This window comes from uncultured Marinobacter sp., assembly GCF_913055835.1.
Lineage (GTDB): Bacteria > Pseudomonadota > Gammaproteobacteria > Pseudomonadales > Oleiphilaceae > Marinobacter.
This window is the reverse complement of the sequence record NZ_CAJXKQ010000046.1, coordinates 1-24,901: the sequence shown is the minus strand read 5'-3', so window position 1 is coordinate 24,901 and position 24,901 is coordinate 1. Positions and strand designations below refer to the sequence as shown.

Annotated in this window: 15 protein-coding genes, 1 tRNA gene and 1 pseudogene; 5 read left to right on the top strand and 12 right to left on the bottom strand. The window is 56.6% G+C overall.

Annotated elements, in window-relative coordinates:
• The 3 genes and pseudogenes from QZ534_RS17765 to QZ534_RS17755 form a co-directional block, all read right to left on the bottom strand.
• Nucleotides 1–731, bottom strand: a pseudogene (locus QZ534_RS17765) (hypothetical protein); the annotation flags it as partial.
• Nucleotides 724–3,663 carry a hypothetical protein gene (locus QZ534_RS17760; RefSeq protein ID WP_296936456.1) on the bottom strand — a complete coding sequence of 980 codons (2,940 nt, stop codon included), beginning with the start codon at nt 3,661–3,663 and terminating at the stop codon, nt 724–726. The pseudogene QZ534_RS17765 and the gene QZ534_RS17760, both read right to left, overlap by 8 nt.
• A complete protein-coding gene (locus QZ534_RS17755; RefSeq protein ID WP_296936453.1) occupies nt 3,656–4,438 on the bottom strand; it encodes a hypothetical protein in 783 nt (260 codons plus the stop codon). The genes QZ534_RS17760 and QZ534_RS17755 overlap by 8 nt, the downstream gene beginning before the upstream one ends.
• A gap of 112 nt (nt 4,439–4,550) precedes the next feature.
• Here QZ534_RS17755 and QZ534_RS17750 point away from each other — a divergent pair, with 112 nt between their 5' ends.
• The 5 genes from QZ534_RS17750 to QZ534_RS17730 all read left to right on the top strand — a co-directional run bounded on the left by QZ534_RS17750 (nt 4,551) and on the right by QZ534_RS17730 (nt 8,004).
• Nucleotides 4,551–4,775 (top strand): addiction module protein, encoded by a 225-nt coding sequence (locus QZ534_RS17750; protein WP_296936450.1) that lies wholly within the window; start codon nt 4,551–4,553, stop codon nt 4,773–4,775.
• A gap of 164 nt (nt 4,776–4,939) precedes the next feature.
• Nucleotides 4,940–5,443: a CIA30 family protein gene (locus QZ534_RS17745; RefSeq protein ID WP_296936446.1), complete on the top strand. Its 504-nt coding sequence runs from the start codon at nt 4,940–4,942 to the stop codon at nt 5,441–5,443.
• Nucleotides 5,440–6,258, top strand: coding sequence for an SDR family NAD(P)-dependent oxidoreductase (locus tag QZ534_RS17740; protein WP_296936443.1), 819 nt, complete (start codon nt 5,440–5,442; stop codon nt 6,256–6,258). The genes QZ534_RS17745 and QZ534_RS17740 overlap by 4 nt, the downstream gene beginning before the upstream one ends.
• Before the next feature lie 124 nt (nt 6,259–6,382).
• Nucleotides 6,383–6,706, top strand: a complete 324-nt coding sequence (locus tag QZ534_RS17735) for a helix-turn-helix transcriptional regulator (protein WP_296936440.1) — start codon at nt 6,383–6,385, stop codon at nt 6,704–6,706.
• Nucleotides 6,703–8,004, top strand: a complete 1,302-nt coding sequence (locus tag QZ534_RS17730) for a type II toxin-antitoxin system HipA family toxin (RefSeq protein WP_296936436.1) — start codon at nt 6,703–6,705, stop codon at nt 8,002–8,004. Before QZ534_RS17735 ends, QZ534_RS17730 begins: the two co-directional genes overlap by 4 nt.
• Here QZ534_RS17730 and QZ534_RS17725 read toward each other — a convergent pair.
• From QZ534_RS17725 to QZ534_RS17680, 9 genes are all read right to left on the bottom strand, one after another.
• Nucleotides 7,989–9,320, bottom strand: a complete 1,332-nt coding sequence (locus QZ534_RS17725; protein WP_296936433.1) for an NADH:flavin oxidoreductase/NADH oxidase family protein — start codon at nt 9,318–9,320, stop codon at nt 7,989–7,991. The two genes, QZ534_RS17730 and QZ534_RS17725, sit on opposite strands and share 16 nt — an antisense overlap.
• A gap of 7 nt (nt 9,321–9,327) precedes the next feature.
• The gene (locus tag QZ534_RS17720; protein WP_296936431.1) at nt 9,328–13,176 is read right to left on the bottom strand and encodes a DUF3427 domain-containing protein; all 3,849 of its coding nucleotides are present in this window, start codon (nt 13,174–13,176) and stop codon (nt 9,328–9,330) included.
• 140 nt (nt 13,177–13,316) lie between these two features.
• Nucleotides 13,317–15,701, bottom strand: a complete 2,385-nt coding sequence (locus tag QZ534_RS17710) for a DNA/RNA helicase domain-containing protein (protein WP_366935829.1) — start codon at nt 15,699–15,701, stop codon at nt 13,317–13,319.
• Nucleotides 15,702–15,710: 9 nt separating this feature from the next.
• Nucleotides 15,711–16,058, bottom strand: coding sequence for a nucleotide pyrophosphohydrolase (locus QZ534_RS17705; protein ID WP_296936428.1), 348 nt, complete (start codon nt 16,056–16,058; stop codon nt 15,711–15,713).
• Between the two features lie 108 nt (nt 16,059–16,166).
• The gene (locus QZ534_RS17700) at nt 16,167–18,806 is read right to left on the bottom strand and encodes an AAA family ATPase (protein ID WP_296936425.1); all 2,640 of its coding nucleotides are present in this window, start codon (nt 18,804–18,806) and stop codon (nt 16,167–16,169) included.
• Nucleotides 18,803–19,924, bottom strand: coding sequence for a DNA repair exonuclease (locus QZ534_RS17695; RefSeq protein ID WP_296936423.1), 1,122 nt, complete (start codon nt 19,922–19,924; stop codon nt 18,803–18,805). The genes QZ534_RS17700 and QZ534_RS17695 overlap by 4 nt, the downstream gene beginning before the upstream one ends.
• 115 nt (nt 19,925–20,039) lie before the next feature.
• Nucleotides 20,040–22,931 carry a formate dehydrogenase subunit alpha gene (fdhF, locus tag QZ534_RS17690; RefSeq protein WP_296936419.1) on the bottom strand — a complete coding sequence of 964 codons (2,892 nt, stop codon included), beginning with the start codon at nt 22,929–22,931 and terminating at the stop codon, nt 20,040–20,042.
• A 10-nt stretch (nt 22,932–22,941) separates the two neighbouring features.
• Nucleotides 22,942–24,657 (bottom strand): NADH-ubiquinone oxidoreductase-F iron-sulfur binding region domain-containing protein, encoded by a 1,716-nt coding sequence (locus tag QZ534_RS17685; protein ID WP_296936417.1) that lies wholly within the window; start codon nt 24,655–24,657, stop codon nt 22,942–22,944.
• A gap of 168 nt (nt 24,658–24,825) precedes the next feature.
• Nucleotides 24,826–24,899 (bottom strand) — tRNA-Cys (locus QZ534_RS17680).
• Between the last annotated feature and the right edge of the window lie 2 nt (nt 24,900–24,901).

The window sequence follows — 24,901 nt, the reverse complement described above, 5'->3', positions numbered from 1 at the left end:
TCTGCCAGGCTGTGATCATCGTGGCTTTCCAGCAGCCGAACCATCGCTTCCAGGGTCTCGAACAGGTTGCTGCCATCGGGGAGACGCGTATCCGGGTTCAGGAACACCAGGGTCGGCTTGATGTGGCGCTCGTAGAGAGTAACGATCTGCTCAAACAGGTTCTGACGGAACTCCAGGAATTTCTCCGGTGCCCGGCTGGCGTCGCCGGACAGGTCCGCAAGCTGGGCACTGATGGTCTGCATGCGCAGTACATTCTGGCGAAGCAAGCCGATGAGTTGGCTGACCCGTTCGTTCAGATCGTCACGCAGTTCGGTGTAGTCCGGGTCGGCATCGCTGAAGCTGCTGGTTTCCAGCCGATTGCGCACATCCCGTAACGTCACCAGATGGCCCCGCAAGCGGGCATCGGTCAGTTCCTGATACAGCGACGCGTTACAGGCCCGCATCAGGTTGATCAGGGCGTCCTGGAACACCAGACGACGCTCACCTCCGGCCTTGATGATGTCGATCACCAGGCCGCTGCGAAACAGGTTGTCGGTATTCAAGGCGAACCGCACCCGATCCCGATCCGCATTGCCAAGGGTGCGGGTATAGTCCATCACCTCGGCCACCAGATCGCTCTCGCGGATATACCGGGCTTCGTTCCGATCCATCCGTTCGATCATCCGGAACAGGATCTTCGGGTGCTCGAACAGCAGCCGGGTGGTATCCAGGGTGCTGAAGCGTTTACTCATCCACCGGCTCCATCAAGCTGGCCTGGGTCTGGTCAGCCCAGTGGCTCATGGCCTCGCCGTTGGTGAAGCCTTCCGCCCCACCCCAGAACACCAGGGTGCGTTGCGGGCTGTAAGGCTTCGCGGTGCGCATCTGCCCTACTTCCAGGTGCCGGCCGATCAGGTAGATCACTTCCGCGCTGGCACTGTGGGTGGCCGCAGAGAACAGGTTGAAGCCCTGCTTGCGGAGACGTTCCAATAGCGACGGCATCTGGCTGATGTCCACGCTGGCCAGCTCATCCAGCACCATGGGGAACGACAGCTGCACGCCCGGATACAGGACGCGCTTCAGCAGCCGGTACACCAGTTCCAGATTGATCAGGGCCGTGGTGGAGGTGGACTGACCTTTCTTGTCCAGATTGGTGGCATTCTGCTTCCGGGTTCTGTAGGAAATGCCGGTGATCACCTTGTCCATGGTCAGGCGCTTGCTGCCACCCTCCCCGAAAAAGTCCGCCACAAACACCCGCAAACGGTCATAGAACGCGTCCGACTGCAGCTGGTTGCCATAAGGATCGATGTTGTTGGCTTCTTCCACCAGATTGCGGAATTTCGGATCGGTGTGGATGTCCACGCGGATTTCCACCAGATCGTTGATGTGCACGCCTTCCAGCTCGCGGTTCAGCTGTGCTTCGAAACGGGCAATGTGCTCGTGATTGGATTTCAGGGCCTGCCGGTAGCTCGCCACGGTTTCGTTATGGATACCCACCTGCTGCTCCAGCACATTCCAGCGCTCTGCCATGCCGGCGAACAGGTCCGATAGGCTCTTGAACGTTTCTCGAATGACCGAGGACGCCGGGCCGTCTTTCTGCAACTCGCCTTCCGTGTCTTCATGGATGCCGAGATAAACGAACTGGCGCAGGTGGTCGAGAATACTGCGACGACGCTCTTCCAGGTCGTCCAGTTGGCTTTGCAGATCGTCAAACGCCGCCACAGACACCTGTTCGACGTCCAGCGGCTGTTCCGCCTCCACGGCTTTCAGATGCGGGAAGCGATGCTCCACGGTGCCCACGCTGCGACTGAGGCCCGCCAGTTCCCGTTCACGCTCCTCAATCCGCTCTTTTTCGGCCCTGGCTTTGGCAGCCTTCTGCTGAACCGCATCCTGCTTTTCCTGTTCCAGCCGGGCCTGCTCTTTCAGCTTGGCCAGTTGCTCTTCCGCCGCCTGTTTTTCTTCAGTGGCGTCCTTAAGGGTGGTCGCGGCCGCCGGGTAACGCTGCAGCGTTTCCAGATCTTTCTCGATGGCACGGATCTCTTTCTCGGTGCGCTCGATCAACCGTGGCCGATCGTGTTCCTGGTTGGCGGTGTCTGCTAGTTCCGCCCGTTCCTTTTCCAGGCCATGAAGTTCGCCTTCCACATGCCGGCGCTGCTCTGCAAAGTCGGTCTGCCGCGCTGGCTGGGCCTGATATTCGGCATCGAACCAGTCAAAGCCTTTGTCATTGGGCACAAATAGTCGGGCAAACGCTTCGATGGCCGCCTTGCTATCGGCATCCAGATCCTGGCCCGGGCTCGCCATCACCAATCGGGGGTCGACGGCCCGCAGCGGGGCAGCGGTAGCCTCGTCCAACTGGTTCTGCAGCTGCCAATGTTGCTTGCTTTCCCGTTCCTTCAGGGATTCCAGCTTGCGCTCCAGCTCCTGCTTCTTCTTCTGGATCTGCTCCAGCCGAATTTCCGCCTGGGCGGCGCTTTTCAATGCGGCCAGGTGCCCTTTCCTGCTCTCAAGCTCTTCCTTCTGGATATCCTCGATTTCCTGGAGCGTCATCTCCCCATACTGGGACAACAACAGATCGCCATCTTTCTGGTTCTGCTCCGCCTGCTTGATGCGACGCTCGGCAGAACGGATCTCGCCTTTCAGGCCGCTGGCATCCTGCTCCAGTTTTTTGAGGGCCTGGAGCACATGGCGCAACGTCTCATTCTGTTCATTGAACGCCTCTGCTGCGGCTTTTCGTTTTGAACCAATGTCCTGCAAGGCATTGCTCACACCATCCCGAAACGCGGCGAAATCATGCTGGCTGCGGAGTAGCGTCTGGTAGGCCTGATAATCCTTTTGCAGCCTTTCAAACCGCGAACGCTCTTTTTCGATCCGGTTGAGCTGGGTTTGCTGCTGCTTCAACTGATCATGGCGGTTCAGGAAGTCGTCGATGTTGAAATCAAAGGCATCGTCGGCGAACTTCTTGTCTGCCTCGATGATGCTGGCCACCGCATTGGACATGGCCTGATCGTCTGCCTTCATTTCGAACAACAGCAGGATGAGCGTGCGCAGCGACTGCACCCGGCGCTCATCAGACTCACCCAACGGCAGCACGGAATAGCGCACGGCATCGGCGTTCATGAGCTCACTGCTGTACAGCATCTGTTTGAGTTTGGCCGGGTCATTCACCAGCCTGGTTTCTTTTGAAAGCTTTTTCAGCTTTTCTGACAAGCGGCTGAACGACAGCTCCGGCACCGCCTGGCCAATGCCGTCCTCATCATTTCCATCCCAGAACAGCGGCCGCAGCTGATCGTAGCTCACCGGCACAAAGGCACGGCCATAGCTGAGCTGACTGGCGCTGTCGCGGTACAGAATCTGGCAATGCACTCCGGCCGGGTTCTCGGCTTCCATGATCAGGAAACTGAACTGGCTGGGAAAGTAATGCTGGTAGCTTTCCTCGTTGGTATAAAAGCTGCCGGCGCTGGCATTGCGGAAGGCGAATTTCTTGCGGCTGTTCTTGAAGTTGTTCTCCGGCAACAGAAAAAGTCGCAGGCTGTTTAATAGGCTGGACTTGCCCAGGTTCCCCGGGCCAAGAATGAGGCCATGGTTATCCACCGGAATTTCCACGTAACAGAAGCCGGCGGAATCCACCAGCACCAGACGGCGAATACCAAAGTTGAAATTGCCTGGGCTCCCCTGGGAGTCACTCATCCAGAATTATCTCCTGTTCCATGAATTTGCCGGTCGATCGAAACGCCTCGGCCAGGGCCACAAAACCAAGCCCTTCCGCCAGCGATACCGCCCTTGTAAACCGTTCGGTGCTGTCCGGTCTGTTGCGAAACCGGTCCAGCCATGGTTGCCAATCGCGAGGCTGAACAAAGGTGGCTTTGTCACCAAGAGAGGCTGAAACCGTCGAGAACATTTGCAGACCACCCGCATCATAATCGAATGCGCAGAATACGTCTTCGTAGCCCTTCAACCAGTCAAGAATCGCGCCCCGGGTAACCCGGTTGCCACCACCCAACAGCACGTCGCACTCCGAAAATGCCAGGCGCTTGCCCAATGTTTCACTAACGAAGTCGAGCATCTGCGCATACTGGAAGAAATTCTGCTCGTTCTCCACCACCAGCACCGAACGAGCCCGCTTGAAACCGATATCCACCGATTCCGATCCTATAACAACGACGTCCGGCCGGCTGGACGCCAACCCATGATGGTAAACGAGAAGAAAACTGACCTCGGTGCCATGGCGGTGGGAATTACCCTTTTTCGCGGCGTCGAGCCGGTTCAACGGCGTTTGCGCCACATCCTGCAGCTCAGCGAAAGCGCTTTCATCCAGAATCGTGACAAGCCAACGGTTGGTTTTTACCTTTTTCGCCGCAAACAAATCCCTATGCCGGCGCCTGAACGCATCCGGAAGTTTCTTCAGGAAAGCTTCGTAGTTAATGGGCTGGCCACTGAGAATTTTGTCAAGATAGTCGTTCAAGGGCTTACCGCTGTTAACCTTGGAGTAGTGTATGGGCTGGGAAGCAAAATAACTCATAAAGCGTTAATATGGATACTGTACTTGGTCCCTCACCATTCTTGGAGCAAACACTATGCGCCTTCAGGATTTAATTGACGAGGCTAGCGCTCTCCCCGTCGACGAACGAGCGCTGGTTGTAGAGTCATTATTGAAAAGCCTGAACCCAATCGAAGCCAGTATTGACGAGAAATGGTTAAAGGTTGCCGAAAGCCGCCTCGACGAACTCGATTCCGGAAGAGTAGACGCAGTACCTGGCGATGAGGTTTTCAGAAAGATTCGGAGCAGGCTGCAAAAATAATGGATTATTCCTTTCACCCCGCAGCGGAAGCGGAATTGAATGATGCAATCGATTACTACGAATCAATCCACCCAGGCCACAGCATTTTCATTCTTGCCGTTATGAATTTTCATCGCGAGCCAGATTATTGGGAAAAGCGGCAATAACTGCGGAATCCCATCTAAATGCCCCAAACCTTAGTTAGTTTTGATCATAAATTGAGCCGGCTAACCTGGCAGTCCCTTGGTGACCAGGTCATGGGCGGGCAGTCCGATGGTGCGCTGATTCACTCCGAGGAAGGCGTCGGCCTTTTTCACGGCACAGTACGACTGGACAACGGCGGCGGCTTCGCCTCAGTAAAAGCAGACTTTCCGGAACCCGTCGATGCCTCTGGGTTCGCAGGCATTGAATTGCTGGCCCTCGGCGACGGTAAAACCTACAAAATCGGCCTTCGCAACAGCACGGACCGCCGCAGCATCGTGTACCAGCATGCATTCACACCAGGTACAGAAGAATGGAGCCGCATACGCCTGCAGTTCAGTGAATTCATCCCTACCTGGCGCGGCAAGACAGTGACCGACGAGGCACCACTGAATCTTTCGCACCTGGCTTCAGTGAGCCTTTTCGTGTCAGGGCGGCAGGCTGGTGAATTTCGCCTGAGGATGCAGGACTGGAGGTTGATGCAATGACCAAACTCGCCCTGGTAACCGGTGCCAGCGCCGGCATTGGCAAGGAGACCTGTACCCTCTTTGCCCGCAACGGCTACAGGGTTATCGCCCTGTCCCGACAGCCTACCAGCGTCGAGTCTGCCGATCTGGAACTGGCGCTGGATCTGTTGTCCTTTGAGCAGATCGAAGGGCTTGCCGGCACGCTGGAGACGGAAATTGCGGCAGCTGAGCGGGTTATTCTCGTCAACAACTCCGGTTACGGGCAATTTGGCGCGCTTTGCGACCTGTCCGAATCCATGTGGCAACGGCAATTCAGTACTCACGTATTTGGCCCCATCAAACTGGCTGCCGTCTGTCTGAGACTCTGCGAGCAACACGGCAAACCCTTGCGGGTCATCGCGGTTAGCTCTGTTCTCTCCATCACCCCCCAGAAAATGAAAGGCGCCTACTGTGCCGCCAAATCTGCGATGAACACAGCCCATGAGAGCTTCTGGTTCGATGAACAGGGCAGCGAAAGCCTGGAAAGCCTCTCGCTGGTGCTCCCGGGGCCCGTGAAAACCCGGTTCAGGGAACATGCCCTGGCCGCGTTACAGCCCGTGCTTGAGAGAGCGAGCGCGGTGCACCGGGACAAGTACAAAGCTATGGAAGCCTCGCTTGCGCCGGGCGCCGGGATCAAGCCCTTTACAGCCAGTACATCGGACGTTGCCAAGAAGATCGTCAGGGCCGCAGAAGCGGTACGTCCCAAGCCCCGATATCTGGTTACACCCCAGACCTACGCGGCTGAATTTATCACCCGGTTTATTCCCCGCTCGATCCAGCGAATCCTATTGAGGTAGGCAATCATCCGCTAAAGCCGGCCCCGTTTGGGATGCAAGCCGAATAGCAACATATGTATTGCATAAACTCCAAATAGCAACTAATGTATTTCATATCGGCTAATAGCAACTTATAAGCTTCATCATGAATTCACTACTCGAACAGATAAAAGCTCGCCGTAAAGCCCTGGCGCTAAAGCAACACGACATGATGCTGCGCGTGGGGATGTCCCGCCAGCAATATCAGCGGCTGGAATCCAAAGGCAATCCGCGGCTCGATACTCTTGAGCTGGTGGCCAAAGGACTTAAAAGCGAATTGCTGCTTATTCCGCAGGAAAAGGTGAGTGCCGTGCTGGCTGTACTCGCGGGAGATTCAAAGACAACTAGCGAGCCAGATCAATCCGCCAGGAAAAAAAGTGAATCACTAGCCGATGATCCATGGCAAGGATTGCTGGGAGAAAACGAGTGAGCCCAATCGCCAACGATGAAGTCAACGTATTGCAGCTCACCATCCATGGCGTTCTGGTAGGCTACCTCGCGGGCTTTCAGAACGGTCGCAATGTATTGAGCATTGCGGATACCTTCAGAAATAATTCCGCACGCCCGACATTCAGTTTAATTACCCACCCCACGTTTCCGAATGCAGCCAGGCTAATGTCGGAACCGTGGGCACGAAATCAACGGCTGCATCCTGTGCTGTCCAATCTGCTCCCAGAAGGCGCCCTACGTGAACTCACAGCGCAAGTCCTGAAGGTGCATGTCGATAATGAATTTCAGATACTCTCGTATCTCGGAAAAGATTTGCCGGGGGCTATCGAAGCCACCCCCATGGACCCTCAGGAGGTTCCCGCCTATTTACTCGACAACGTGCTAAACACACACGGGAAAGTCAAAGCGGCCAAATTCGATACAGAGGCTCTTCGTAACAAAGGAAAAGACCGGTTTTCCCTCGCTGGCGTGCAAATGAAATTTTCCATGAAGGAAAGCGATGGGCGTTACAATTTGTCGCAAGACAACGTGCTGGGTGACTGGATCATCAAAACTCCCTCCACCAAGCACAAATTTGTACCGCTGAACGAATACACCGCCATGTCACTGGCGGGGCTCGCGGGTGTTGATATTCCCGAGATCCGTCTTGTTGAGCTGGAAATGCTCGATAATCTGCCGCGAATCAACCTACCCGATGAGAAGCAAGCCTTCGCCATCAAGCGCTTCGACCGCGAAGGCAATCAGCGCATTCACATGGAAGACTTCGCCCAAATTTTGGTGAAGTACCCGCACGAAAAATACACATCGGCGAACTATGAGGCTATCGGCAAGGTCATCTATGATTTTTCTGGCGATGGGCTCGCTGACGCCCAACAGTTTGCCAGGCGTTTGTTGATTAATATTCTCCTGGCAAATGGCGATGCGCACCTGAAGAACTGGAGCTTGCTATACCCCGACAAGGTCACCCCACGACTGTCCCCCGCCTACGATATTGTGACTACCAATGTTTATATCGAGGGAGAAACCCAGTACGCGCTCAATCTCGGCCAAACAAAGGAGTGGTATGCCGTCACCATGGCGCACTTTCAGCAGTGGGCGGAAAAGTCAGGCGTTCCATGGCGGGCGATCAAGCCGCATTTGGACGACACGCTCAGCAAAGCACGGGACCTATGGCCGGAAGCTTTGGATACACTGCCGATGGATGAGACTCACAAAAGAGGGCTGAAAGAGCATTGGGGGAAACTTCACCAGGATTTTAAAATCTATACCACTGGCTGACGGCGGGCCTTTTTCACCCGCCGGGCCCGGCTCAGTTCATCCTTCACATATGCTCCCACGGCCCTAAGGATCCCCAAGTCCGGATCCGCCTCTTCGCCATCCGCCAGCCGGAAAATCTGCTGGTAGTACCATGCCTGGCCACCCAACACGTTAATGACTTTCAGCGGCATCAGCGGGCTTGCCGGCGAGAAAAACCCTCGTTGGGCAAGCTTGATGTGGTCTTCATGGCAAACCGTCTTATCGATGCGCCCTTCAAGCAGATCCCTGGGCGTATCGGGATCCGTGCAGAGCGGGCGGCCTAGGCCAACCACATCGGTTTCGCCATTAGCGACTGCCTCCTCCATAAACGCGCGCGTCCGGAATCCACCGGTGACCATCAGCGGGCAATCGCACACATCGCGAATCGTCTGGGCGTAATCCAGAAAATAAGCTTCCCGCTTGCGGGTGCTTTCCCGCACCGCCGGTCCATCGCTTGCCGTGTCGGCATCACCGCTGTAGCCGAGCAGCCGCGGCTGTTCGTAGGTGCCGCCAGACACCTCCAGCAAATCAATACCCTCCTCATTGAGCCAGCGCACCACGCTTACGGACTCATCGAGCGTAAAGCCGCCCTTGCGGAAATCGTCGGAATTCAGCTTTACCGCCACCGGAAACTCCGGCCCCACAGCGGCGCGTGTTGCCCGCACAACCTCCAGCAGGAAACGGGCGCGATTCTCCAGTGAGCCACCCCAGCGATCGGTACGCTGATTGGTGACAGGCGACAGAAAAGACGACAACAGATACCCATGGGCCCCGTGCACCTGAACGCCGGTGAAGCCCGCCTCTTTGGCAACCCGGGCAACATTGGCAAAGCGCTGGACAAAATCGAGGATCTCCGGCTCCGTAATCGCCCGTGGGCGGGCATAGTTGCCCATCAGCGATAGCTGGACTGCCGACGGCCCCATTGGGCGCGTGGTCACGTAACGCGGCGACTGGCGACCGGCATGGGAGATCTGCATCCACAAATGATTGCCGTTACGGGTGCCCGCTTCCGCCCAGGCACGCAACTGCGCCATACCCTCCGGCTCGCCTTCTGCCGGCGCCGGATCAATCGCCACGTTACCCGGCCGCTCCAGCACCCGGTGATCAATCATCACGTTGCCGGTAATCAGCAGCCCCGCTCCACCATCGGACCAGCGGCGGTAGAGGGTTTCATGGCGGTGGGTGGCGTGGAGATGATCGTCTGCCAGCCCCTCGGTCATGGCGGCCTTGGCGATGCGGTTGGGGAGGACTGCTCCGCAGGGGAGTTTCAGGGGTTGGGCTAGGGGCGATTCGAGCATGGTAATCTTAATCCGTCGAATTCAGTCTGAAAATCACGCTCATTGGGCTACTTCCTTCATGGCTTTGATACTCGACGGGGCCGAAATACGTAAAGGGCGCCGCTTTGCCATTGCGAAGCTTATTCTCACGGACAAATAGGTGCACTGAAAGTCCAAGCTTTTTGTGTTCAATCAGTTCACGACCACGCTTGCTTTGAGGCGTGGTTGAGTTCTGGCTCTGCCAATGAAAAGTTTGCTCATCAATCCAATGATCAACATAGCGGTGCTGGGCGCCTTTGCCCTGCTTGTTTAACGTCACTAACAGAATATGGGCATTGGCATCTTTCAAAAAGACGTGACCGCTTTGCCAATTGCCAGGATTAAACGTCGCTCCGAATAACTCCGGAATCTCTTCTCTCGGGATTTCCTGTCCGAGAGCCATTTCCAATGGATCGATAATCTCGCAAAAGCGTGCGAATGTTCGAAACTGTTCAATCAGTGCGGGCGTGACAATAATGTCTTCATACTCTGGGTTAGCGGCTTCAAGCCGATATTCCCCAACTGGGGATTTACGAACAGTACGAAGAAGGTATTGCGTGTCGCCTGTATCATCCAGCCGCTCAATCGCGAGCGTTTTACCCGTGATCGATCCAGCTTGATTGGGATTGATCTGCTCAAGCAGCAGATAATCACCGTCTTGAATCGGCTGCTTCCCACCATTCATTGAGTTACCCGATGCTCGGGCAATAAAATGACGATTTGGCTCTATTCGCCCGTGTCCCAACCCGATGGACCTGTACTCCGGTTCTTCGGCGTTACTGCTCCTGAAATGGCCACAAGCGATCTTCAAGGATGGGAAGTAAGGCAGTTCCGTTTCAGAAGGGGTGATCGGGACAACATTTTCAACAGATTGCTGCTCTTGTTTGGAAGACTGTCGCGCTTCATAGGAAGCCAGGCGATAATCAATTAACTCCTGCACCATCTCCTCGAAAGGCGGTATCTGTTCATTTTCCAGAACAACGACAGGCTTAAACTGATCGTTCTCGATCTCAAAAATAGCTGGAGACTTATTGGTCCAATGATCGACCGGGTTCTTCTTCCAGTACTGTTGCCATTGAGGCGAGGAACCATCCACGCCCTTCACTGAAGAGGCAATTTCTTGATACAGCCTGGGACGGCGTTTCAATGTTTCCCAGGATGTCTGGGCCAGTTTGGAAAGCTTTGGTGGACTACGCCATCCATCTAACTGCTGGAAGGCGTCTAGCAAAATCATTTTGAATGATTTGCTCATGGACGTCGTTTCAACTTCCAGCAAAAAGCTTTCGTAGCGGGACAAGAGTTCTGACTCAATCTCGGTGAGATCGTTCATGTCCCGAACCAATCCAAACCAGCTTCCGTGCAGTTTGCGAGTTTTAGCGATACTGGCACCGAAGTGGTAGTACTCGGTAAGTGTTGGGCGACGACCCAAGGTATCTTTAAGTACCTGATAGTCTTTCTCAGCGCCCTGATGGTCAAGGCCTTTAAGGAAGTCAATCACCGCCAGATCGTAATTGATAAAGCATCCGTCTGGCAGTTCCAGCTGGTTCTTTTCAGCTTTCCTGGCAAACTCCGCTAACTGTCGGTGATTCATCGCCTGGCCAATCAGCGCCTGGGGTTTGTGCAGGAAACTCTGGTGGTTACCCACGAAATCCAGAATCACAAGCTTGTCTTTGCCAGTGGCTGCGCTTTTCCGTAGGCCCCGACCGATCTGCTGGAGGAAAAGGATCTTGGATTCCGTTGGGCGCAAGAGCAGCACCGTATCTATGGCGGGCAGATCGACACCCTCATTAAACAGGTCAACGGAAAAAATCACATCGAGCTGACCGTTTTCTAACTTCTCCAAGGCCTCGCCACGCGACATCTCTGATTCACCGTGGACGGCTGCGGACCTTACGCCTTTTCTAGAGAATTGGTCTGCCATGAAATCGGCGTGAACCCGCGAAACACAAAACGCCAAAGTCCGGCTTTGCTTCTGCTCGCCCCAAACCCTGTGCACGTGTTTGGCACGTCCGTATGTAGCCAGTTTATTCGCGAGCAGATTGGGATCGAACTTTCCGTTACGCCAGGGGATCTCGGTGTAATCGACAGTCTCGTCATAGATGCCGTAGTAGTGGAACGGCACGAGGAATTGTCCCTTAACTCCCTCGAACAACGGATACTCGAATACCAGGTTGTCATCGCATAACGACAAGATATCGGAGCGGTCCGTGCGATCTGGCGTGGCCGTTAATCCCAGCAGGAACTGGGGCGCGAAATAACTCAGAAGCCGATGATAGACAGGCGCTGCGGCATGGTGAAATTCATCGACAACGATGTAATCGAAATGGCGTGGATCGAATCGTTCCAAATGGGTTTCTTTGCCGAGCGTCTGTACCGAAGCGCAAAGGATATCCACTGTCCGATCGCGCTGCTTACCCATGTAAAAGCCAACGCGGCTACTCGGCTTGATCCGCAAATAGGTTTCAGCCGCCTGATAAAGAATTTCTTCGCGGTGGGCAACAAAAAGAATCCGACGCGCACCCACTTGAACGGCATCAAAGGCAGATAACCAGGTTTTACCTAAACCCGTTGCCAACACGACCAAACCTCTTCGGTAGCCTTCCACCCGTGTCAGGTCCAGTGCCTCTAGTGCTTCTTGTTGCACGTCATTAGGTGTCGGGACTTCCTGTTTCTCATCACTGCCCGGTTCCAGTGACTGTTCGGGTGGCTTTCTCCGTTTCTCGTACTCATCGATCCAGTTGTCAGTGAGCCGCACAGCATTTGGGTGCTGAAACAGTTCATCGAACCTACTGGCAGCCTCGAGGTACCCAGAGTCGGGCGGGAAATCCACCTGATAATTCCATTCCAACCCGTCCTGCAGCGCTTGTCGGCTGATATTGCTGGAGCCGATGAACGCCCTGCCCCACATTTGCTGATTCTCAACATGGCCAGCGAACAAATAAGCTTTCAAATGAAAGCTACTCCCTCTGCTCTGATAGACACGCACCTGAGCACCATGGTCATGCAATAGAACAAGCTTCCGAAGAGCCTCTGTGTCGGTAATATCCAAATAGTCACTGGTGAGAATGCGGATGCGAGTTGGATCAGGAGTTTTCTGCAGCGCGCTAACTAAATCCGGGAACAAGAGATTTAAACCAGTGGTCTTAACAAAAGCTACCGCCATATCTACCTGATCAGCAGCTTTAATTGCCTGGCAAAGCTTAGGTAGGAAATGATGTTCTTTCCCGCCGGTCGTCAGCTTTTTGTGGGCAGCCGGCGCTTTAGTCAGAAGAATGTTCAACCACTGCTCATCCCTACCAGGACGCTGATCATCAGTGCGCCACATATGGCAAGCTTCAAAGTCTGTCAGGTCCTGAATCCACTGCTCAGCAATCGACTCGTCAGCATCAGTAAAGTGCCGGCCATTGTGGTTACGTTCCCCCTGGCCAATCTTGAAACTCATGTAGAAAACGCCATCCGGTTTCAGGGCATGCCATAACCGTTCAATAGCTCTCGGCACTTCAACGAGAGGCAAATGCAAAAGGCTGGCACAAGCCCAGATACCGTCATATGTAATGGTCTCTTGAACGTCTGAAAAGGACCTGTGCTGAATTGGCAACCCGGTCTTTTGGCGGGCAAGAGAGGTAATGGCTTTTGAGCCATCGAAAGCAGAAACGCGGTAGCCGTTCTTTTTGAAAAACAAAGCATCTCGACCAGAACCACAGCCAGCATCGAGAATGTATCCACCTTCGGGAATTTGTGGCAAGAACTCGCGGTAAAGGTCCTCCATGCTGACCTCAAACGTAGACTCCACAAAGTCATCGGCATTGCTGTCGTAATAACTCAGCGTATCCTGCATCAAATAGTTCCCTTGCGACTAATTAGCCTTAAGTCGATCTAGACCAGGCTACCAGGCGGACAGGTCGTCGCCAACAAACTCGGGAAATCTACTCCAGAACTTCTCTTCAAGGTGCAGGAGTGTTATTTGAATCACTGGTCTCAGGCCAACACCGCCACAAACTCTCCAACTACTCTCAAGTCGTGAAGATCTTCGTCTTCAATCACGATATCTTGATAACCATGAGCGCTAGTGACCGGTTTCAAGATGACTCTTTCGTTAACGAGTTCATCGCCGGACATCGTTTTTTCACTGCGATACAGTTTAACGGTGAGGCAACTGCCGTTATCAGGGTCTTCAATAGCCCGGTGTTGCACCAAGACTATCTTGCCATTTCGCGTTCCTCCTGGGTTCGCGTTAAAGAGGCACCAAGCGCCATTGGGTATGCGCTTATTCATCGATTCACCAACAACCTGCGCGACAAACTGGCCCGGCCTGGTGGCAAAATGTTCAGGCAGATTTACCCATTGAACCTCTTCGGCGGGCAACTGGAATTCACTAAATTCGCCGGCTGCTGCGTGCAGGTTATACACAGGAACAAAGCCGTCATACGGAACCGCTGAATCATAAGCAACGACCTCATAGGGAAGAGGCAGGTCCGTAATATTATCCATCTCTTCTATGAGCTGGTTTTCTGCAAATCTACGGAAGTGTTCTCTGGTTTCTGCATCTGCAGAGTAGACGTAGCACCCTTTCATGCCCCGTGTCATCAAGGTGCGATAGGTGTTCTTGATGATCATGTCAGCAATTGCGATGGCGCTTTCCCGATCCTCTTTTAACCTCTTTTTGTACCCGCGCACAGAACGATCAGATTTTGAGCGAGCGCCGGCATTTGTGACAGCAATGCCATCCCGGATTACGAAATCATCTCCGATAATCACGCCTACATAGTCGAGTTCTAAACCCTGGCATGTATGGATACAGCCAATCTCACTGATAGAATCCTCGGCGATCAGCCATTTTGAGCCGTGCTTGTCGAGATTCCACCTTGCTCTGAAACCATATTCAGGGAACTCGATGTCAAACCTTGCTGGATCCTTCTTACTGTTCCAGTCCCAGCAATAACCGGCCACCAACCGAGCTTTGTTGGCCCGGCGATTTTTGTTTTCAATAAAATCCCGGAGCTCATTCGGATCATCAAAGACCCTAAAATCGTAATCGATGCCATCCAGCGATGTGTTCGCGGTTTCCCTGATCTGCAGAACATGATCAACCCACGCCAGATAGCCATCTGAGCCGTTGCACCGGAATTGTGAGCTCAACTCCATGAGGGTCACTTCTGACCCCATTTGCCCGGCAAAATGCCGGATCTCTTCCACAGTGCCAATATCCGAAAGCGTGACTCGCTGGTCTTCATCAATAAAGAAGACCGACGTCCGGGCGCTATTTATTAGTTCTTTTATCTGGTTCTCACCAAGATTTCCGTAGAGCCCAGACTTTTCGTTAAGCCGGTGAGCCTCATCGACGACCAGCAAATCAAAAAAGTTGTTCTCAGTGTCTATGTAACCACCTGACCCTCTGAACAGATTATCTATGTGGGTTTTGCGCATGGTGCCTGTCAGGCGAGCCTTGAAGACTTCCCTGGGGGCTGCATTCTTGCTGACAAATTGGGTCAACATCTCTCTGTTGGTTGCTTCAACGATCAGGTTAATTGCAACAACCGATTTCCCAGTGCCCGGTCCACCCTTCACGATAAAGGTCTGTTTTGGCTTTTTGCGTCCCTTTTCGGCAAGATCCAGCGCAGTCTCGTAAACCAGTTTCTGCTCATCGAGCAAAATGAATTCCCTGTTGCCACGGAGCATCGAAGCTAGGCAATCGGCAAGTCCTTTTGACGGTTTAATCACACCATGTTCGATCCGGTACAGAATGTTATCGCTGTCGCCATACCGGATATTGCGCCTAAGGAACTCCGACAGCTTCTTCGCATCGCTCGAAATATAAACCGGCGCTCGTTCGGTGTGCGCAGCATAGCGGGAGTCGTTAATGGCCTCGCCACTATCCATATTGTGCAGATAAGCGCAGGGTTGAAGGCTGATGCGCTCCTCTCGGACCGTTTCGTTGTAGTCCTCAATCAGGGCTGAATACGACCATGCTTGATAGGACGGGTGGTTAACTTCACGGATAGACCCGTTAAGAAATGTTCGGACAATTGCGTCTTTGTCCGTAACCTCTGCTTCGGACCACTGCTTCAGTTCGACGATAACTGCAGTGTCATTGCGAGAAGAGTCTTTGCCCGTCAGGATAAAATCAACTCGGCGACTGGTAAGTGGAATCGTATACTCAATGGCCACACCCGCCGACGGCGGTATCCCTTGGTCCAGCAACGCGTTAAACATGTACTGAAGCGAATTCTTCCATGACTCAATTTCGGATTTCGGGGTTCTTCGCTTGAGCTTTTTCCAGACCTCTTCCTCGATAACCTTCTCGATCTGGTTGAACTTCACATGCTCAACAAATTCCGCCTTAGAAGCCGAATAGACGATCACGAATAACCCCTACAACTCGTTATATTTGTTGGACCTGCCTTTAGCTTTGGCAACAGGATATTTGAGGGCATTCGCCTCTATTTTTCGGGCAGATTCTTTAGCGATATCCACGCCCAAAGAATCTGCCAGGAGGACAAGATAGAGCTGGATATCTGCAATTTCGTCTTTCACTGCCGCCAAACGTTTTTCACTGAGGTTTTTCGAGTCGTCTTCGCTAAGCCACTGGAATTGCTCCGACAACTCACCCGCCTCACCACACAGGGCCATGGTTAGGTTTTTCGGTGAGTGGAACTGGCGCCAATCGCGTTCTTCAGCAAATTGTTTCAATTTCAGGCGCAACTCTTCCAGCGAATCCATTTTGGCTCAACTCCCCTTTCTCGTGACAAAACCATTTGCTTTCGATCTATTTGCACATTAACGAAACTTAAGTGCACCGGTCCACATAATCCATGATGAACACTCCAACTAAGCGCTCAGTTCCTTCGATGCTTGAATATCCACAGGCGGCACCCCCAGGTCCTGCCACTTCTCCGGATGGCAGGTAAACAGCAGTATCTGGTGCCGGCTGGCCGCATCAAACAGAATCCGCTTCATGTCTTCCAGACGGTCGCTGTCACTGTGTACCAGGGTGTCGTCCAGAATGACCAGCGTTGGCCTTCCGGCTTCCCTCAGCAGATCGGCGTACGCCAGGCGGCTGATCAGTCCCATCTGTTCCCGCGCACCGAAACTCAGTTCGGTGATCTGCCCCAGTTCGCTGCCCCGGCTGAAAGTTCCAGGCCGTAACTGTTCGTCGACTTCCAGGGAGGCTTCCGGGAAAAGCACCGACAGGTAATGGTTGAGGTGTTTTTGCAGCGGTGCCTGCAGGCGGCGCGTAAGGGCCTGGCGTTTTTCGGTGAGCAGATTCAGCAACAGATCCAGTGCCTGGGCGCGGCGGTGCAATTCCTGATAGCGGCGGTTGCACTGGTCATACTCCGCCTCTTTCTCGTTGAGCTGTTCTTCAAGCCCTTCAGCACCCCAGGCTTCCAATCTGACTTTGATATCGCGGAGTTCGCGGCCCCGGTTCTCCTGGGTCTGGCGTAGCTGATTGACCGCATTCTGGTAGCGTTCGATGTCCTGCTTGAGAAACTCCGGGCGGGCTTCGCGGATTTCCCGTTCGCGGCATTCGAGGCTGGCTTGCAGTTCGGCCTGCTGTTTTGCAAGGTTCGCCAGGTCGGTCGTTATTTGCTGAAGTTGCTGCTGCCGTTCCGGGCTCTTTTCTTCATCCGCCAGCCGCTGCCATTCGGTTTGGGCGTTATCCCTTGCCTGCTTCAGGGCCGACAGACGGGACTGATGCGCGCGCTCGTCTGCCTCCGCTTTATCCAGTGCGGTGCCGGCCTGGGTGAAAGCGGCTTCTGCCTCATCCAGGGCGGGAACGTTCGCTTTCTGGTCCGGTTCTGGCGTGGCCTGCAATTGGCTTCTGGCTTTCTCCAGTTCGCTTTGCGCCTCGCTCTGTTCGGAAACCAGTTGCTCAATGCCGGCCGGCGCCACGGACTTCAGCAAGTCTTCCGCGTGCTTCTGGGCTCTTCCGGCATTTTCAAAGGCTGAAAGCCGGTCTTCGGCCTCTTCCACGGATGTCACGCCTAGGGTCTTCAGCTTTTCGGCGAAGCTGTCCTCGAGCGTGTTGAGCTTCCGGCGGGTGCTGGCCAGCTCTTCGCCGCCGGGGGTTATGCCCAGGGTACCCACGCCGGGGATAACCAGGGTGGATTCTTCCAGAAGCTGCTGCTCGCCTTGCCCGGTCAGTTGCTCGTTGTTCAGCGCTAATGACGCGTTGGCTTCCAGCTGCCAGCTCAGTCGGGTGGCGATGGTCCGTGAGCGGATGGTCTCTTCGTTCAACCGGTTCGCGGTGGCTTTCAGGTTTTTGACCGCGGCGGAATCGATCCGGTTGTCTCTGGCCTGCTGCCTGGCCTGCTCCAGTTGATGGTGGTAGTCCTTGGCTTTGGCGAGGTTCTGGGTCAGCACCTGTTTCTGTTGCTCAAGCCGCCGAACGTCCTGCTCGAGCCGTTCACGGGTTTGCAGCAAGCCGGAAAGCTTGCGTTGCTTCTCTGCCTGTTCGTAGGCGGCTTTGGCTTCTTGCAAACGGCCTGCAATCATCGGGGTTTGCGCTTGTGCGGTGGCAAGGGCTCGCTCCGCACGGTCCAGTTCGGCTTTTCGGCCCTCAAGCTGGCGACTCAGGCCTTCCAGGTGTTCCTTGTTCTGTTGCAACAATCGGTGGTTCTGCTGCAGCTGGCCGAGCGTTGCTTTCTCCTGGTTTTGCTGCTGCTCCAGTCGCTCTACCTGCTGATAGCGCGCCCGGGCTTGCTCCAGCTGTCGCTGGGCCTCTTCCCAGGGGCGCTCGGCCTCGGCCTGATCGTAATCCTGGGTCAGTTTGCCAAGCCGATCGACCTGTTCCTGGTATTTATGCACCCGCTCCTTCAGCTCTTCAATCTCAACTTCGTATTGGGCGCGGTCTTTTTCCAGTTTCAGGTAATCGCCCCGGGGCTTGCCGGTGCTGGTCAGCAGGGTGTCCCGCTGGCTGCGGACGGTCTCGATCAGGTCATCGCCGCCGGAACTGGCCACCTCACCCACCATGGAGTTGAGAGCGGACTTCAAATGATCCCCGGCGTGCTCTATGGCCTGTTCGATGTCCTGCCCGGTGCCCTGCTCCACCCACAACAATCCCGGTATGCCCCAGTGTTCGGCTTTGCTGGCGCCGCGTTTCGGGTACTGGTAGCCCAGCAATTCGGCCAGTTTCTCTTCTGCGTCGTCTTCGCTGTAGGTTTCGGTGCCGACTTTCAGGTCACAGCGCTTGCGCTGCAGGAAGCTCTTGGTGAGATGCCAAGAACGGCCCTCGTGCTCGAAATCCAGTTCAACGGTGGGTGCCGCGGCAGAATCGCCCCAGGGCCGAAGGTCGTCTACGGCGGTTGAGCGATAGCGCTCGAAGAACGCGGCACGGATGGCACGCACCAGGGTGCTTTTGCCGGACTCGTTGGGGCCGTGAATCAGGTTGAGGCCGGGTTCCAGGTTGTCCAGAACAAAGGGTTTACGGAACTGGCGTAGCTGCTCAATGCGCATGCGCTGCAGTTTCATTGGCTGGCCTCCTGTTCCCGCTCCCGGAGCAAGCCGGCCAGAATCGCCAGCGCATCCCGGGCGACATCGTCCTGGGCCCCTTCCTGCTTCTCCCGCAGGCTCTCAACCACCTCGCCCACGTAGCCATCTGCTTTCAGGGCGGCGATGTCTTCATCGGTGGGGGCAAGCTGAAGCCCGCTGCGTTCACAGCGAAGGCTGCGGAATCGTGCTTCGGCAACCGACAATGCCTTTAACAGCGTTTCCTCACCGGCCAGGGTTACCGAGCCTTCGAGGCGCAGATCGACAACGGCGGATTCGGGCAAGGTGTTTAGGCGCTCCAGCAACTGGTCGAGGTCGGACTGTACCGCCAGGGTTTCCCGCCACTGGTGCCACTGATACCGCCCTGTTTGCAGTCGGGTGACGGTCGGGGTTGCCCCGGGTTCGGGGACTTCAACGACCAGGGCATTCCCGGCTTCGTTGTTCCGGAACCGTTCCGGCTCGGGGGTCCCGCTGTACCAGGTGCGTTCATCGATCTGTTTGGTGCCGTGCCAGTCGCCCAGGGCCAGATAATCGAGCCGGCTGGCTGCTGCACGGTCTGGCGCGATGGGATTGGTGGAATCAATCTCGTCCGGCAACAGGCCCTGGACACTGCCGTGAGCCAGGCCGATCCTTGGGTAGCCTTCCGGTGATTCGTACCCGCTGAATGGCTCGGTGAGATCGCCGTAGGTATGGCGCTGGGTCAGGGGTGCGCAGAGTATACTCAGGCGCTGGGGTTCCAGATCGATGACGCCGGGCTGAAGTGCCAGGTGGACGTTCTCCGGCACCGCACACAGGCGTTGAGCTCGCGTCCATACGCTCTCGGCCAGGGCGGCATCGTGGTTGCCGGGCAACATGACCCAGGGGCCGGCAAAGCCCTTGGTGGCGTTGAATACTCGCCGGATGGTGCGATCGGACACCGTTTGTGCGTCAAACACGTCACCGGCCACAACCACCGCATCGCACTGGTTTTCATTGGCCAGCCGCGCAAGGGTTTCAATGGCCTCGAAGCGAGCCTCGACCAGGGCTGCGCCGTCTTCGGTTTCAAAACGGGTAAACGCCCGGCCCATCTGCCAGTCTGCCGTGTGCAAAAACTTTGGCATTTTATCTACCTGAAAGATCTCGGAATTTTGGCGTTATTCTAGACTACCCGCAGCAACTTTACAGAGGCGGCACGACAATGAACGTTGCTCGGGAGGAGTCTGTTCAGGTCGGGTCTTACGCCGGGCTCAATCTGCAGGCTGCATATTTGAATTCCGGGATCTTTCCGAACGGATCCAGCGCCGGGTTGGTAAGCACGTTCGCCGCCGCCTCCACAAAGGCGAAGGGAACGAACACCATACCCTCGGGCATGGTCTGGTCGGCCCGTGCCGTCAGGGTGATGGTGCCGCGCCGGGTGGCAATCTGGATGTCATTGCCCGAGGTTACGCCCATGCGTTCCAGTTCCGCTGGTGCCAGGTAGGCGGCCGCTTCCGGCTCGCGCTCGTCCAGCACCTTGCTGCGACGGGTCATGGCGCCGGTGTGCCAGTGCTCAAGCAATCGGCCGGTGGTCAACACGATGGGATAGGCCTCATCCACCGGCTCATCCGGTGGCAGCGGGCTGGCCGGTGAGAATTTCGCGCGGCCGCCTGCCCGTGGGAAGGCATCGGAGAAGACCACGTCTTGCCCCGGCGCGTCGTCTGCGGGGCATGGATAGGTTACGGACCCTTCGCGCTCCAGGCGGGACCAGGTGATATGGTCAAGCGAGTGCATGCCCTGTTTCATTTCTTCAAACACCTGCTCCGGGCCGGCGTAGTGCCAGGCCAACCCGAAACGCCGGGCCATTTCCTGGATAACCCACCAGTCGGGCTTTGCCTCCCCCGGCGGCGCCAGTGCGGCCCTGCCCATCTGCACCTGGCGGTTGGTGTTGGTGACGGTGCCGGACTTTTCCGACCAGGCGGCGGCAGGCAGGATAACGTCGGCAAACTGGGCGGTCTCGGTGACGAACAGGTCCTGCACCACCAAGTGCTCGAGAGCGGCCAGCGCGGCCCGGGCGTGGGTAAGATCCGGATCGGACATGGCGGGGTTTTCACCGAGGATGTACATGCCCTTGATGGTGCCCGCCTTGATGGCGTCCATGATCTCCACCACGGTGAGCCCCGGCTCGGGGTCCAGTTCGGTGCTCCAGAGTTCTTCGAAGGCGGCCCGCAGCTGTTGATCGCCTACCGGCTGGTAATCGGGCAATACCATGGGGATCAGGCCCGCATCGGAGGCACCCTGCACGTTGTTCTGGCCGCGTAATGGATGCAGGCCGGTGCCGGGTCGACCGGTTTGGCCGCAGGTAAGGGCCAGGGAAATCAGGCAGCGGGCATTGTCGGTGCCGTGTACGTGCTGGGAGATGCCCATGCCCCAGAAGATCATCGCGTTTTCGGCCTGGGCGTAGGCACGGGCCACTTCACGAATAGTGTCCGGCTCTACACCGCAGACCGGGCTCATCACTTCCGGGGTCATGCCTTCCACACTCGCTGCCAGCGCTTCGAAGCCTTCGGTGTGGGCGTCAATGTAGGCCTGGTCGTATAGGCCTTCGCTGATAATCACATTGAGCATGGCATTGAAGAGGGACACGTCGCCACCCGGCGAGAAGCGCACGCTGCGCCAGGCATAGGCGTCCAGCGCTTGGCCCCTCGGATCAATGATGATCAGTTTGGTGCCGTTGCGCGCGGCCTGCTTGAAGTAGGTAGCGGCTACCGGGTGGTTTACCGCCGGGTTGCAGCCAGTGAGGATGACCACATCGGCTTCGAGCGCCTGCATGAAGGAGGCGGTGACGGCGCCCGAGCCCAGGCATTCCATCAGCGCCGCCACGGAGCTGGCGTGGCAGAGCCGCGTGCAGTGGTCCACGTGGTTGGAGCCAAAACCGGTGCGCACCAGCTTCTGGAACAGCCAGGCTTCTTCGTTGGAGCACTTGGCGCTGCCGAAGCCGGCGAGTGCGGCCGGTCCGTACCGGCTTTTAAGTTGGGTTAACCCGCCTGCCGCCAGATCCAGCGCCTCTTCCCAGCTTGCCTCCCGAAAGTGCGTTAACGGATTGGCCGGATCAAAGTCCGGATCGAGCCCTTTTGGGATGCCTTCCCGGCGAATCAGCGGCCGGGTGAGCCGGGCCGGGTGTGAGGGGTAATCGAAGCCAAAACGGCCTTTCACGCAGAGCCTGCCCTGGTTCGAGGGGCCATCTTTGCCTTCAACAAACAGAATGCGCCCTCGCTGCTCGCCTGCTGCGCCTTCGACATGAGCGGGCTCGTCTTTCACGTGATAGGTCAGTTGGCAGCCCACGCCGCAATAGGGGCAAACGGAATCCACGGTGCGGTCGGCCGTGGCGGAATCTCCGCGGCCCTGGGCATCGATCAGGGTGGCGGGCATAAGCGCACCCGTCGGGCAGGCCTGCACGCATTCGCCACAGGCAACGCAGGTGCTGTCGCCCATGGGATCATCGAAATCGAACACGACTTTGGAAGCGGCACCGCGATGGGCCAAGCCGATGACATCGTTGCCCTGCACTTCCCGGCAGGCGCGCTCGCACAGGCCACAGGTGATGCAGGCGTCCAGATTAACGTTCATGGCGGAATGGGAAGCGTCATGCCCTTGGGCATGAACCAGTGAATCCGGCCGGGGCTCTACATGGTGAACCGTGGGTTCTTTACGTTCTGAATGCGCCGGGATGCGTTGACGCACGGAGCTGGCATCGATGGCCAGTTGGTCTGCGGTATCCCACAGGTGGCTGGAGCGATCCGGGCTAGCCTCGCGCTCTGGCTGATCGGCCAGCAGCAATTCGAGCACGCCTTTGCGGGCTGCCTGCACCCGTGCGGAGCCGGCACTGCGAACCACCATGCCCGGGGCTGCCTCGCGAATGCAGCTTGCGGCTAGCACGCGCTCACCCTCCACTTCCACCATGCAGGCGCGGCAATTGCCGTCCGCGCGGTAACCGGGAGCATCTTTGAAGCAGAGGTGCGGGATGGTCTCGCCCGCGCGCTTGGCAACCTGCCACAGGGTTTCGCCGGGGTAGGCCTGAACTTCCACGTCGTCCAGGGTCAGGGTAAACATTTCGCTGGCGTGGCTCGTGGCTTTTTTGGTCTCGCTCATGGCTGCCTCCCTACCCTTTGGCGATCAGGTTGTTGCTGGCCAGTTCGCTGCGGAAGTCCCGCAGCAGGCTCAGTACCGGATTGGGCGCGGCCTGGCCCAGGCCACAGATGGAGGCATCGGCCATAACACCCGCCAGCTGCTGGAGAGTTTCCTCATCCCAGGTTTTGCGTTCCAGCAGGGTGAGCATCTTCTCGGTGCCCACGCGGCAGGGGGTGCACTGCCCGCAGGACTCATCCGCAAAGAAGCCCAGAAGATTGGCGGCGGCAGCTTGTAGATCGTCCTGATCAGACAGAACAATCACGGCGGCGGAGCCGATGAAGCAGCCATGCTCCTGAAGCGTGTCGAAATCCAGCGGAATATCGGCTTTGCTGGCCGGCAGTATGCCCCCAGACGCTCCGCCCGGCAGATAGGCGAGGAGCCGATGTCCCTCCGCCATGCCGCCGCAGTATTCCTCGATCAACTCATTGAGTGTGATGCCGGCAGGTGCCACATGCACCCCGGGCCGCGTGACACGACCGGAAACTGAAAAACTGCGAAGCCCCTTACGGCCATGTCGCCCCTGGCTCGCAAACCACTCGGCGCCGTGGGCGTGAATTCGCGGGATCCAGTAAACCGTCTCGACGTTGTTGACCAGTGTGGGCTGGTTGAACAGTCCCTTCTGGGCCACGAACGGCGGGCGATGGCGCGGCTTGCCGGGTTTGCCTTCCAGGGATTCGATCAGGGCGGATTCCTCACCGCAGATATAGGCACCTGCGCCACGGCGAAGGATGATAAAACCTGGCTCGACGATGCCCGCCGCTTCCAGCTCGGCAATCGCCGCTTTCAGAACCTGGTGCAGGCCGGGATATTCATCACGGAGGTAGATGTAGAGGGCCTTCGCTTCAACGGCCCAGGCGCTGACCAGCGCGCCCTCCAGAAATACGTGGGGTTCACGTTCCAGGTAATAACGGTCTTTGAACGTGCCCGGTTCGCCCTCGTCGGCGTTGATCACCGCATAGCGTGGGCCCGGTTCCGCGCGAACGGCCTGCCATTTGCGGTAGGTGGGAAATCCAGCGCCACCGAGGCCGCGCAGGCCTGCGTGCTCCAGCTCCTCGGCCAGAGATTCGACGGTGACCTTTCCCGCCTGGCAATCGGCCAGCAGGCCATAACCGCCAGCAGAACGATAATCCGCCAGGCCTTGCCACTGGATGTCTTCCGGGTGAATCCGGCCCTGCTCTATGGCCACGCCCACATTCTCGGCACTGGCATGGCACACATGATGATGGCCAACTTCGACCACGGGCGCCGTGTCGCAGCGCCCCATGCAGGGTGCACGCCGCACACGTACCCTGGCGGGATCAGTTCCGTCAAATAGCGCCTGGTGCAACGCCTCTGCCCCGGCCAGTTGGCAGGAAAGCGAATCACATACCCGCAGGGTTAAGGCCGGTGGTGGCGTTTGTTCGTCATGAACAACGTCGAAGTGGGCGTAGAAAGTGGCCGTTTCATAGATGGCGGCCATGGGCAAGTTCATGAAAGTCGCAAGGGCCCGCAAGCGAGCCATGGAGAGATAACCGTCGGCGTCCTGCAATACATGCAGGTGCTCGATAAGACGATCGCGGTGGCGCAATGACGAATCAACGCGTTCATCACCGATCAGATCCCGCAGCTCCGACAATACTGCCGGTTCCAATTGACGGCCCCGAGGGGCGGAGCGCCGGCGTTTGACCTTCTTAACGTCTGTACTCATTGTTTTTGACCAGGCGCCGAGGGTACAGATACAGCCTTGTTGGCTGACTTGACTGCTTTCCAGTCATTGAAGCATATGGAGACGGGGTGACGCCAGACGATGAACAACGGAATCAAAGTAGCCTGTTGTCTGGCCTTCAATCTGGACGTTTGAAGCTGGGGGAAATGATGGAGGCGCGGGTCGGAATCGAACCGGCGTACACGGAGTTGCAGTCCGCTGCATAACCACTCTGCCACCGCGCCGG